Origin of the sequence: Fredinandcohnia onubensis (assembly GCF_002734215.1) — a bacterium.
Taxonomy (GTDB): Bacteria; Bacillota; Bacilli; order Bacillales; family Bacillaceae_L; genus Ferdinandcohnia; species Ferdinandcohnia onubensis.
In genome coordinates this window covers 213,301-224,794 of sequence record NZ_NSEB01000007.1, presented here as the reverse complement: position 1 = coordinate 224,794, position 11,494 = coordinate 213,301, and the positions used below count along the sequence as shown (strand labels likewise).

Sequence of the window (11,494 nt, the reverse complement as noted above, 5' to 3'; positions counted from 1 at the left end):
GATAAGCAGGGGGAGAAAATATGGTGAAGGGCATTGTACATTATGAGGTGGGACAACAGGTTGACGTATATTTATTTATTAAATCATCAACTAAAGGCATTGCAAGTAATGGAAAACCATTCTTAACTTTAGTTTTTCAGGATAAAAGTGGAGAAATTGAGGCGAAACTTTGGGATGCAACACCTGAAGATGAGGCAAACTATGCTGCTCAACAAATCGTAAGACTTGCTGGTGAAATTAATAGCTACCGAGGACGAAATCAGTTGAAAATCAGAAATATCCGACCTATAACTGATTTAGATGGGGTGACTATTTCCGATTTTCTTGAAGTTGCACCCGTACCGCAGGATGAGATGGCTTCAAAGATCACACAATATATTTTTGAAATGAACAACTCGAATATCCAGAGAATTACGAGACATTTACTGAAAAAGCATCAAGCTGCGTTTTATGAATATCCAGCAGCAACCAAAAACCACCATGAATTCGTGTCTGGCTTAGCCTATCATGTTGTCTCAATGCTTGACTTAGCAAAAGCAATCGCTCATCTATATCCATCACTTGATACAGACTTATTGTACGCAGGGATCATTTTGCATGATTTAGGCAAAGTTACCGAGCTTTCAGGCCCTATTTCAACAACTTATACAGTAGAAGGAAATTTATTAGGCCATATTTCAATTATGGTAAATGAAATCGGACAAGCGGCAAAAGAGCTTGGTGTTGAAGGTGAAGAAGTTACGGTATTGCAGCATATTATCTTAAGCCACCATGGAAAAGCAGAATGGGGAAGCCCTAAGCCACCGATGATTAAGGAAGCGGAAATTCTCCATTATATAGATAACCTCGATGCAAAGATGAATATGTTGGATCGTGCATTAGAACGTGTAAAACCAGGCGAATTCTCAGACCGTGTTTTTGCATTGGATAATCGAAGTTTCTATAAACCAACTTTTCATAAATAAATAATCAAAAAAACTCGACTCACATTTTTAATGAGTCGAGTTTTTTTATAAATAGAAATTCATCATTTATGGAAAGCTATGTAAAAAAAAGAGGTCCTGAAGAATGACAAAAGCAATACTTCTATTTTTTCTTTTTTTATTTAGCTTTCATGATACAGCCATTGCGGTTACAAATGAATATGATGAGAAAGATAGCCCATTAAGCTTTAAAGTTGAAATGGTTCCTTGGGAAATCGTTAATGAGATTCTTCCTAGAAAATCCTTCTTTACAATTATTGACGTTGAAACGGGTCTTCAATTTCGTGTGCAAAGAAGGGCTGGAAGCAGACATGCCGATGTTCAACCACTTACAATTGAGGACACTAAAATCATGAAGAAAATTTATAGTGGGAAATGGAGCTGGAAGCGAAGGGCGATTATCGTGAAATATGGAGATCAAATGATTGCCGCCTCTATGCACGGTATGCCACATGGTGCAGGTGCATTAAAAAACGGCTTTCCTGGCCATTTTTGTGTGCATTTCTTAGGGAGTACCACCCATAGTTCAAAAGAACCGGATTTTGCACATAAACTCATGTTGTTAAAGGCGGGAGGAAGGTTAGACGATTACATTGATAATGCGGACCCGTATCACCTAATTGAAATATTTGTAGCGGGTATTAACCAATCAGATCAAAAAATAATCAAACAAACCGTTATACCGAATTCAAAAAATAGGAAGCTTTACAAAACCTTAAATCAAATTACTGTTTTTTCAATAACAAACATGTCTTATTTACCGCTAAGCGATTTAAAAGGACTATTAAGTATGGAAATCCCAGTTGAAGTCGAAATATACTGGGAAAATCAAGGGAAGGAACGAAAACAAATCGTTTTTGTACTGGTCCGCAATAGTATTGTTGACCGTTGGTATATCCAACAAAAGGACTTATTACAGCAACTGTAATTTTGTAAAAAATATGAAAATGAAAAAGGATTTCTTCAGTTTTTGTAGAATTCTGTAAATACTAGTTCTGATTTGGAGTGATCAAGATGACATCAACAAAGTCTCTATTATATGGAGTATTAATTGGAAGTGTGATCGGTGGTGTGTCCGTCCTTTTAAGTTCACCTACTTCAGGCAAGGAATTTAGAAGGGCATTAAAAAATAATCAAAAGCAAATCTCTAATTCCCTGTCACAGGTTGTTTCCGATGGAAAATCCTTAACAGAACAGGTTTCTATGTCAACGAAACAGGCGGTGAATACAATAGCAGAGGTTTCCAGTGATATTAAGTATTCACTAAATCATTGGAAACAGGAAATTGAAGGTAATCAAAAAAATATTCAAAAAGAGCTTTCCGAAATAGAAAGCGCTTTAGAAAAATTAGAAAAAGCGGTTACAACCCCATAGAATCAAAATTTTTTAACCTAATTTAAAAATTTCGTAAATTTACATCTTTATTAATTTTTATTTTATTGGCATAATAGTAATAAGAGAAAATAGAAAAGTGGGTGAATCTATGAAACATGAAGAAAAAATGGCCTCCATCAAAGAAGCGCTCCTTTTTAGTCAGAGAATCGCACAGCTAAGTAAGGCATTATGGAAATCTATTGAAAAGGATTGGCAACAATGGATCAAGCCTTATGATTTAAATATTAATGAACATCATATTATTTGGATAGCGTATCATTTGAAAGGTGCTTCAATTTCAGAGATTGCTAAGTTTGGAGTTATGCATGTTTCAACTGCATTTAACTTTTCTAAAAAGTTAGAGGAACGTGGACTTTTACAATTTTCAAAAAAGGAAAATGATAAGCGTAACACGTATATCGAGTTGACACCCAAAGGGGAAGAAATCTTTTTAAAAATTGTGGAAAGCTATAATCCTAGTAAAAATGGAGTTTTGGAAGGAGCAATTCCACTTAAGAAGCTTTACGGAAAGTTCCCAGAAATCGTTGAAGTTATGAGCATTGTCCGTAACATATATGGAGACGATTATATGGAAATCTTCGAGAAATCATTCCGAAACATTGAAGATGATTTTATTGAAGTAGATGGAAAGCTTTACAAACGAGTAGAGGAAAAAATAGAGTTGTAATCTCGATTTAGTTTATTTTATTTATTATCCCTTTAAACTCGTACATTAAAGGGGTATATTTTCTTTCTTTAGCTAATACGTCTATTGTTGTTTTTGGATCTAAGTGGGGATGAAGCATCCCAACGAATTGAGTTAAAAGCGGCGTGAAACATATAAATCCCTCCGCTTTTTGTTTTTTATATTTAATGCTCATCTCTTCACAAAGGTCCAATAAATCTTCAACGTCTTTTTTTGTTAATTTTGCTTCCATTATTAATTGTTGAAACGGTGGTAACTTATCCCCTAACAACGGTAAGATGAGTGACTGATAATATTCAAGTCGCTCCAAACGTTCTTCAATTGACTCCATAGTTAACACCTCAAGTTATTTTTTGAATGAAATTGTTTTTAAATAATATGCCCAAAAACCGCGAAAAAAGTCGAAAAAACATGTATTTTATCGTTCTTTTGGATACCTATTGCATTTTTGTTAGAAACAAAGTAAAGTAGTTTAGTAAGTTTAGAGTAACTAATTTAGAAATTTTTTTTACTTCGATTTGGATACAACTTCCAATTATTTACTTCTTATGATTGCGGATGGTGATTAGGTATGACTTGTTGGAAAACCATTAATCTTTCAAAGGATTATGGATTCCATCGAATTGTGTTGGTATCCTTGATATCAATGTTCATTGCATTTATTCTTTTTTATTTGCCAATGAATCTTATGTATTCTTCAATTAAACTAAATGAAGATGGATCAATTTATTTTTTATTAGCTTTATTGTTGATTTATCCATTACATGCAGCCTTGCATGTTTTACCGTATTGGGTAACTGGTAAAAAACTAAAAGTAACATTTAAATGGATGTACGGAATCATTCCAATTGTTTCTACTCGTTCAAAAGATGCACTTTCTAAACCGTTTATCATTTTTGTAATGAGTACACCATTTTTATTGATTACTACTCTTATGCTTGGTGCGTGTGTTGCATTTCCGGTCTATATACATTATTTTTCCATTATTGCAGCGATCAATTTTGGATTATGTGTTCCTGATTTTATCTATTTAGGTCAGTTTATTAAGGCACCAAGATCTTGTACTGTTGAAGAAGTAGAGGATGGCTATGATATTTTAATTCATAAATAAACTTATTCATTTGGGATTTTGAAGAAATGAATAAAGTTGAGCCTTCTGGGAGTCTTAGATTTTCATGATTGAACAAAATCTAGGGGAAAAAATGCCACGGCATATTTGATTTTAGATGGGGGGATGAGGGGTGCTCTTATTTTATATTCCATTTGCTGCTTTTATTTTGTTTTACATTAATCAAATGACTTACCGGCTATGTGAGCAAAAAGAAATTCCTGATGACCGCCAGCCAAAAGTTTATCGAACAATTAATATTTTAATTACCATTTTACTTATTTCCTCCTATGTAGAGGTCCTGTTTACGTAAATGGAAAAAGGATGACCGATTTTCCGGCCATCCTTTTTCTTTTTGAGTATGGTTTTTTTAGAACCAAGCAGCACCAACGATGATTAGAAGGATGAATAACACGACGATTAGCGCGAATCCACCAGCGTATCCGTGACCCATAGTAACACCTCCAATATCTTAGTACGGTATTTTATGCGAAATCATTTGTGAACGAATGGGCAAGTGTCTCGCCTTTAGGAATTCTTTTTCACAATCAACTGAATTTTTGAACTTGAAAGGCTAAAGCCTTGTTATTCAGTTCACTATATCCTATTCGCATAAAGCCTATATGACTGTGCGAATGTCCCAGATTTTTGAATAATCTTGCGAAAATGTTTTCTTTCTTTTTTAAAAGTATGTTATAGTAATTTTTGTACCCTTGGACAAACCGTATATAAAAAATGTACATAGTAGGAGTGTGTGTAATGAAAAAATCAATAATTGCTTTAACGGCTGCTGTAGGTATTCTTGGTCTAAGTGCATGTAATAATGCCGACGATTCAGCAGTACTTGTAGAAACAAAAGCTGGAAATGTAACAAAAGACGAATTATATAATGCCATGAAGGATCAAGCCGGCGCAGTGATCCTTAAAGATTTAGTTTATACTAAAGTACTATCAGAGAAATATGAAGTAACAGATAAAGAAATAGATGCAAAATATGAAGAAATGCAAGCTGCTCTAGGTGCTCAGTTTGATGCAATTGTTGAGCAAAATGGTGAGGAATTCGTTCGTGAACTTCTTAAGTCTGACATGTTAAAAGAAAAAGCGGCATTGGAAGAAGTTGAAGTGAAAGAAGGCGAAGTGGTTAAAGCCAGCCATATCTTAGCTCAAGTTCCACAGGATGCAACAGAAGAGCAAAAAGCAGAAGCTAAAAAGAAAATTGAAGAAGCGAAGGCTAAGCTTGACAGTGGTGAAAAATTCGAAGATGTAGCAAAGGAATACTCTGAAGATGGTTCTGCTCAAAATGGCGGGGATCTTGGTTGGTTTGGAAAAGGACGTATGGTTCCTGAATTTGAAGAAGTTGCCTTTACCCTTAAAGAAGGCGAAACAAGTGATATTGTTGAATCCCAATTTGGCTATCACATCATTAAAGTAACCGGAACAACTGAAGGTTTCGATAAGATGGATCAAGAGAAAAAGGATGAAATTCGTAAAGCTTTACTTCAAGCAGACCAAACTGCTCTTCAAACTGCTTTAGACAAAGCAATTGATAATGCAGATGTGAAAGTGAAGGATGACGATTTTAAAGACTTATTCAAAGCTCCAGCAGCAGAATAATGAGAAAGGACCGTTGACTGAACGGTCCTTTTTATGTGCCGCTTTTTACATGGCCTCTGGTTTATTCATTTGCTTAGAACGTTTCTCTTTTTCGCTATTCATACGTTCGATATATACATTACCTTCTTGCTCAATATAGGAGTCTTCAATCTGCTTTTCCTCTCTAGATGTCCTAATCACCATATATGCACTAAAAAGAACTCCAAATAACGCTACATATACAAACCAAGGTACTGTTAACATAGAATTCCACTCCTTGTCCCACTTTTTACTTCTACTATATGATGAAAAATGACTAGATATCACTTAATTTCATAGATTTTTGTTGGAGATGAAGAGTAGAAATAGTGGATCACTTGATTCTATCGACGTTATTTCATTTCTATCAATTTTATTTTCATTCTATCAGTCTTCATTCAGTTCTATCGATTTTAACTAATTCACAAAAAATGGACAGAAAAAGGGTGCCCGCCAAATAGTCGGACACCAGAAATACATGATTATGCACTAACTGTAAAGTTTGTACGTCTAATGATTTGTTGTGCAACTGGATAAATAATCGCCATTGCAATTGTACCCATTACAGTTGCTGGGATGACTACACCAATGTACAGTCCGATGAATGTTCCAGGTAGACCAGCAATAATAAGTGCAGTGTTTAAGAAAACAAATCCAGAAACTAAAATTCCTACTGCAGTAATAGCACATACCATTACTAGTGATTGTGTCTGCTTTCTTGCAACAGTAAACATGCCATAGAATACGAATGCTGATATTAATTTATCGACAGGGTTCGCAATTTGACCACCTGGGAAGGTTGTTGTTAATGCTGAAATCACACCGCCGACAATTGCCACAAGCAACACGTATTTCTTTTCAGGGAATAACATAATTCCTAAAAACATGAAGATTAACAGTAAGTCAGGCTTCATTCCTAGGTAAATTCCCGGCATAACTGTGTGCAGTACAGCACCCATTCCAACTAATAATGCTAAAAACACTAAAACTTTTGTATTCATTTCTCATCTCTCCTCAGCTTTTCTAAGCTATATTTTTGGATTCTCCAATAGTGCACTCATTGCCTATTGCAAGAATCTTATCTATTAGTATATCAGACTATTAGACCATTTTGAATAACTTTATTCAGCAAACATCCCATACCTCTAGAGGTTAAGAATAAATATATATATGCATGAGCAAATTCGATAACCGCATGAATAAAGTTATGCCTCCGGCGGATGCCACAGATTTTCAAATATAGTTTTTCGCGCAGTAAGATCAAAGACTAAATACGCCACTTCCTGTGGCAACGTCTTTATGACCTACTTCCTGTGGGCCTAAAATCTGGGCGCAAATACGCCGAGGCGTATTTGATTTATTAATTATCTAATTTAAAAGCCTTCATAAATGAGGCAAGGGCTTCAACCGACTCATAAGGTACCGCATTGTATATAGAAGCACGGCAACCACCAATCGAGCGATGTCCATTTAACCCTACGAATCCCTTTTCCTTTGCTTGTGCTAAAAACTTTTTCGTAAGCTCTTCGCTTGGAAGTGTGTATGACACATTCATCGTGGAGCGGCTGCCTTTTTTAGCATGTGCTTTATAGAAACCATCTGATTCATCAATTGTATGATATAAAAGAGCTGCTTTTTCATTATTCTTCGCTTCAATCGCAGGTACGCCACCTTGCTCCTTGACCCATTCAAGCACAAGTGAAAGCATGTAAATCGAAAAAGTAGGTGGTGTATTATAAAGTGAATTAGATTTTACATGTGTTTTGTAATCCAGCATGGTAGGTAGATCACTATTGCCTTCTTTTAATAAGGAATCTTTAATGATAGCAACGGTTACCCCAGATGGACCGAGATTTTTTTGAGCACCAGCATAGATCATCCCAAATTGTTCTACACTAATTTCTCTACATAAAATATCACTGGACATATCTGCAATTAATGGCACACTGGTGTAGGTTGGGTACTGTTCCCATTGTGTCCCATAAATGGTGTTGTTTGATGTGATATGAACATATGCAGAGTTTTCTGAATGAGCGTTCTCACCTATTTCAGGGATGTAGTTGTATTTGTCTTCTTTACTGGATGCGACTATATTGGTTTCTCCAAGTTTATTTGCCTCATCAAGTGCTTTTTGAGACCAAGAACCAGTTAATATGTAGTCACCTTTTTTACCTGGAGTTAGAAAGTTCATAGGAATCATTGAGAATTGTAAACTAGCGCCACCCTGTAAAAATAATACCTGGTAGTCATCTGGAATACCCATGAGACTACGTAAATCAGAAATAGCTTGTTGATGTACTTGGTCATATTCTTTACTTCGATGACTTAATTCCATTACAGACATGCCAGTTCCTTTGAAATTATTAAGTTCGGCTTGGGCTCGATTTAAAACTTCAATTGGGAGAGCAGAGGGACCGGCATTAAAATTGTAAGCTCGTTGCATGATTGAATCCTCCTATTTTGTCGCTTTAGTTGAATAAAGTTATCTTATCATGTTTTTATGAAAAAAAAAGTGAAATTTTTAGAAAAAACACGAAATAGCGCTTTCAAGGCATAAAGAAAGACAAGACCGTAAGTCTTGCCTTTTTAGGGTTAATTCTGTTCGATTGATTTTGAAATGCTTGAGGCAATATTTTGTAAATCATCGGCAGAGTATTGACTTTCATGTGACTTCCATACGATGCCAAATCCATCGCCTTTTCCATAACGAGGAATGAGGTGTAAGTGGAAGTGGAATACAGATTGTCCAGCTTGCTCACCGTTATTTTGCAAAAGGTTCATACCGATTGGATTGAATTCTTTTTTTATAGCATTTGCAATCGATGGTACAACTTCAAAGATATTTTGGGCAATTTCTGGCGTTAATTCAAATACGTTTTCTTTATGTACTTTTGGGATAACAAGAGTATGTCCTTTTGATACTTGGCTGATGTCTAGGAAGGCATACACGTGTTCATTTTCAAAAACTTTTGCACTTGGAATTTCTCCATTGATGATTTTACAAAAAATACAATCACTCATTTACGTCCATTCCTTTCAAAATTCAGTTAATAACTAGTATTTTATCACATGTTCATTCGATGTTAAAATTTTCATGTTGTAATAAATTTTTTAAAAAAGAAAACAGGATGCGATCGCAAAGGATGCATCCTGTTTTTGAAGAAGGCTTTTGTTATAGGTTAACGGTATCTTTGATAAACACCTCATTTTTTTTAGGAATGAAAGTCTTTATCTAATGGAGTGAGTCAATTCCGTAGTTCAAGCGGACCATCCCCTTGTCTAAAGTTTATAAGTTAATACAACTTATAAAGCGACTAGGTAGCCTTTAACAAACACCTCATTTACAAAATAATGTTTATTTTGTTAGTGGTAATTTGTTTCGAACTTACTTTTCTCTCACATTTCCCAAAGTAACCATCCCCTTATAACAGGTATAAAAAGCTGTCGTCTAAAACAAGGATATTGTCTTTAACAAACACCTCATTCCAGGTAGATGATTAACATCAAAGGCTTTTTTCTTGCCCTCTTCAAAAATTAGTATGGCCGTTTTTAAATGTTCTATTCAAACTTTTTAACTATGTAAAAAAGGCAATTTTTGATATGATAAAAGGAAAAGCGTAAGGCGCGCAGTTATTGGCTTAAGACCTCGAGCCGAGGGCGCATGGAGCTAGACATCAAAAAATATGCAAAAACTTTGTATGGTAAGAAGGGAGCTTTACATGGCACTACTAGAGATAAAAAATCTAACCGGTGGTTACACTCAAAATCCTGTACTTAAGGATGTTTCCTTCAAAGTTAATCAAAACGAAATTGTAGGATTAATCGGATTAAACGGTGCGGGGAAAAGCACGACAATTAAACATATTATTGGCCTAATGGAACCTAAAAAAGGGTCTATCCATATTCAAGGGAAAACGATTCAAGAGGACATGGAAGCCTATCGATCCAAGTTTAGTTTTATTCCAGAAACACCGATCCTTTATGATGAGTTAACACTCTATGAACATCTTGAGTTAACAGCAATGGCCTATGGACTTGAAAAGAAAGTGTTTGAAGCTAGGCTTGAACCTTTATTAAGAGAATTTCGAATGGAAAAAAAGGTAAAGTTTTTCCCAGCTCATTTTTCAAAAGGAATGAAGCAAAAAGTCATGATTATGTGTGCCTTTTTAGTTGAGCCGGACGTTTATATCATTGATGAACCTTTTGTAGGTTTGGATCCACTTGGTATTCAATCCTTGTTAGAACTAATGAATAAAAAGAAAAATCAAGGAGCGGGCATCTTAATGTCCACGCATATTTTAGCGACTGCCGAAAAGTATTGCGATTCCTTTATTATTTTACATAACGGAAAGGTAAAGGCTTCGGGAGCCTTAGAAGATCTCCGCAGACAATTTAAAATGGAGAATGCATCACTCGATGATATTTATATCAGCCTGACAAAGGAAGAAGAAAATGATTGATATCAAAGAACTATGGAAAAAGCGCCAGGTCCAACATTTTAAGGAAATAAGCCGTTATATGCGGTATATGTTAAATGACCATTTGCTAATCGCTCTCCTCTTTTTAGGTGGGGGAGGAGCATACTACTATAATTATTGGTTGCAGGATGTTCCTAAGGAATTTCCTTACGCGATACTAATTGCACTTGTTTTAGGAGTTATATTGACAAGAAGTCGAGTTCAAACCTTAGTGAAAGAGCCTGACCTTGTTTTCTTATTGCCTATAGAAACGAAGTTAACCGCTTATTTTCAAAAGGCATTTTGGTATAGCTTTTTTTCTCAAATTTACTTATTGTTAAATGTGTTTGCAATTGTAGCACCTTTATATCTTGCTGTTACAGATAAAACCTTTTCGTCATTAGCAGCTATTTTTGTAATTGTTCTTTTAAGTAAAGCATGGAACCTGCTATTGACATGGTTAACTCAGCATGATCAGGAAAATTCAACTTATTATACTGACACCGTAATCAGGCTTATTTTAAATATCGTGCTAATGTATTTATTATTTTCTGGTGCATCAATCATTTTTATCGGTTGTGTCGTAATACTCATGCTCGGGCTGCTTCTTTATTTTCAAAAGGCAGTTGAAGGAAAAGGCCTAAAATGGAATACATTAATCGAGTTAGAGTCAAAGAGAATGCTTACTTTTTATCGAATTGCTAATTTATTCACAGATGTTCCTAAACTAAAGGAGCGGGTGAAAAAACGGCCATGGTTTAACTGGGTTACCGGTCTAATTGTATACTCTAAGAAAAATACATTCCGCTATTTATATACGCGTACCTTTTTGAGGACAAGCGACTACTTAGGAATGTATACGAGGCTAACCATCATTGGCGGATTGATTATTTATTTCGTCCCATTTCAATATGGTAAAGCGTTTGTGATGATATTGTTCTTGTATTTAACAGGCTACCAGCTTATCACGTTATGGAGACACCATAGCTTGAAAATATGGGTTCGATTATATCCGGTAAGTGAAGAATCGAAGTTAGCCTCTTATTTGCAGTTTCTATTCCAGTTACTAGTTGTTCAATGTGTTTTATTTACAGTAATCCTTTTACTAACAGTTCAAATCTCGACAACATTCTTATTATTGGTTGTAGGTCTAGTGTTCGTCTATCTTTTTGTATTTGTTTATACAAAGGGGAAGGTACAAAAGCTTGACCGGATGTATAGTTAATCATTTGAA

The 11,494-nt window shown here is 35.2% G+C and carries 15 protein-coding genes; 9 read left to right on the top strand and 6 right to left on the bottom strand.

What is annotated here, in order from left to right:
* The first annotated feature begins 20 nt into the window (after positions 1–20).
* The 4 genes from yhaM to CKK03_RS10140 all read left to right on the top strand — a co-directional run bounded on the left by yhaM (position 21) and on the right by CKK03_RS10140 (position 3,045).
* Positions 21–965 carry a 3'-5' exoribonuclease YhaM gene (gene yhaM, locus CKK03_RS10155; RefSeq protein WP_099362468.1) on the top strand — a complete coding sequence of 315 codons (945 nt, stop codon included), beginning with the start codon at positions 21–23 and terminating at the stop codon, positions 963–965.
* 103 nt (positions 966–1,068) lie between these two features.
* The gene (locus CKK03_RS10150; RefSeq protein WP_099362467.1) at positions 1,069–1,911 is read left to right on the top strand and encodes a hypothetical protein; all 843 of its coding nucleotides are present in this window, start codon (positions 1,069–1,071) and stop codon (positions 1,909–1,911) included.
* Between the two features lie 86 nt (positions 1,912–1,997).
* Positions 1,998–2,357 (top strand): YtxH domain-containing protein, encoded by a 360-nt coding sequence (locus CKK03_RS10145; protein ID WP_099362466.1) that lies wholly within the window; start codon positions 1,998–2,000, stop codon positions 2,355–2,357.
* Positions 2,358–2,466: 109 nt separating this feature from the next.
* Positions 2,467–3,045 (top strand): HTH-type transcriptional regulator Hpr, encoded by a 579-nt coding sequence (locus tag CKK03_RS10140; RefSeq protein WP_180271217.1) that lies wholly within the window; start codon positions 2,467–2,469, stop codon positions 3,043–3,045.
* 7 nt (positions 3,046–3,052) lie between these two features.
* On the opposite strand, the gene CKK03_RS10135 is transcribed toward CKK03_RS10140, so the two are convergent.
* Positions 3,053–3,394, bottom strand: a complete 342-nt coding sequence (locus CKK03_RS10135) for a DUF1878 family protein (RefSeq protein ID WP_099362465.1) — start codon at positions 3,392–3,394, stop codon at positions 3,053–3,055.
* 240 nt (positions 3,395–3,634) lie between these two features.
* Between CKK03_RS10135 and CKK03_RS10130 the strand changes: the two genes are divergently transcribed.
* Together CKK03_RS10130 and CKK03_RS10125 are read left to right on the top strand one after the other, a co-directional pair.
* A complete protein-coding gene (locus CKK03_RS10130) occupies positions 3,635–4,174 on the top strand; it encodes a DUF3267 domain-containing protein (protein ID WP_099362464.1) in 540 nt (179 codons plus the stop codon).
* Positions 4,175–4,304: 130 nt separating this feature from the next.
* Positions 4,305–4,484: a hypothetical protein gene (locus CKK03_RS10125; protein ID WP_099362463.1), complete on the top strand. Its 180-nt coding sequence runs from the start codon at positions 4,305–4,307 to the stop codon at positions 4,482–4,484.
* 57 nt (positions 4,485–4,541) lie between these two features.
* Here CKK03_RS10125 and CKK03_RS10120 read toward each other — a convergent pair whose 3' ends face one another.
* Positions 4,542–4,625 carry a YjcZ family sporulation protein gene (locus tag CKK03_RS10120; RefSeq protein WP_099362462.1) on the bottom strand — a complete coding sequence of 28 codons (84 nt, stop codon included), beginning with the start codon at positions 4,623–4,625 and terminating at the stop codon, positions 4,542–4,544.
* Positions 4,626–4,930: 305 nt separating this feature from the next.
* Here CKK03_RS10120 and CKK03_RS10115 point away from each other — a divergent pair, with 305 nt between their 5' ends.
* Complete coding sequence (locus tag CKK03_RS10115; RefSeq protein ID WP_099362461.1) at positions 4,931–5,785, top strand: peptidylprolyl isomerase; 855 nt, start codon at positions 4,931–4,933, stop codon at positions 5,783–5,785.
* Between the two features lie 45 nt (positions 5,786–5,830).
* Here CKK03_RS10115 and CKK03_RS10110 read toward each other — a convergent pair whose 3' ends face one another.
* From CKK03_RS10110 to CKK03_RS10095, 4 genes are all read right to left on the bottom strand, one after another.
* Positions 5,831–6,028 carry a sporulation YhaL family protein gene (locus tag CKK03_RS10110; protein ID WP_099362460.1) on the bottom strand — a complete coding sequence of 66 codons (198 nt, stop codon included), beginning with the start codon at positions 6,026–6,028 and terminating at the stop codon, positions 5,831–5,833.
* A gap of 257 nt (positions 6,029–6,285) precedes the next feature.
* Entirely contained in the window at positions 6,286–6,804 is a 519-nt protein-coding gene (locus CKK03_RS10105) for a tryptophan transporter (RefSeq protein ID WP_099362459.1), read from the bottom strand.
* A 359-nt stretch (positions 6,805–7,163) separates the two neighbouring features.
* Positions 7,164–8,246, bottom strand: a complete 1,083-nt coding sequence (serC, locus tag CKK03_RS10100; RefSeq protein WP_099362458.1) for a 3-phosphoserine/phosphohydroxythreonine transaminase — start codon at positions 8,244–8,246, stop codon at positions 7,164–7,166.
* Positions 8,247–8,395: 149 nt separating this feature from the next.
* Entirely contained in the window at positions 8,396–8,824 is a 429-nt protein-coding gene (locus CKK03_RS10095) for an HIT family protein (protein ID WP_099362457.1), read from the bottom strand.
* A 698-nt stretch (positions 8,825–9,522) separates the two neighbouring features.
* On the opposite strand from CKK03_RS10095, the gene CKK03_RS10090 reads away from it, so the two are divergent.
* Both CKK03_RS10090 and CKK03_RS10085 read left to right on the top strand, forming a co-directional pair.
* Entirely contained in the window at positions 9,523–10,263 is a 741-nt protein-coding gene (locus CKK03_RS10090) for an ABC transporter ATP-binding protein (protein ID WP_099362456.1), read from the top strand.
* On the top strand, positions 10,256–11,485 hold the full coding sequence (locus tag CKK03_RS10085) for an ABC transporter permease (protein WP_099362455.1): 1,230 nt from the start codon (positions 10,256–10,258) through the stop codon (positions 11,483–11,485). The genes CKK03_RS10090 and CKK03_RS10085 overlap by 8 nt, the downstream gene beginning before the upstream one ends.
* The last annotated feature ends 9 nt before the right edge of the window (positions 11,486–11,494 follow it).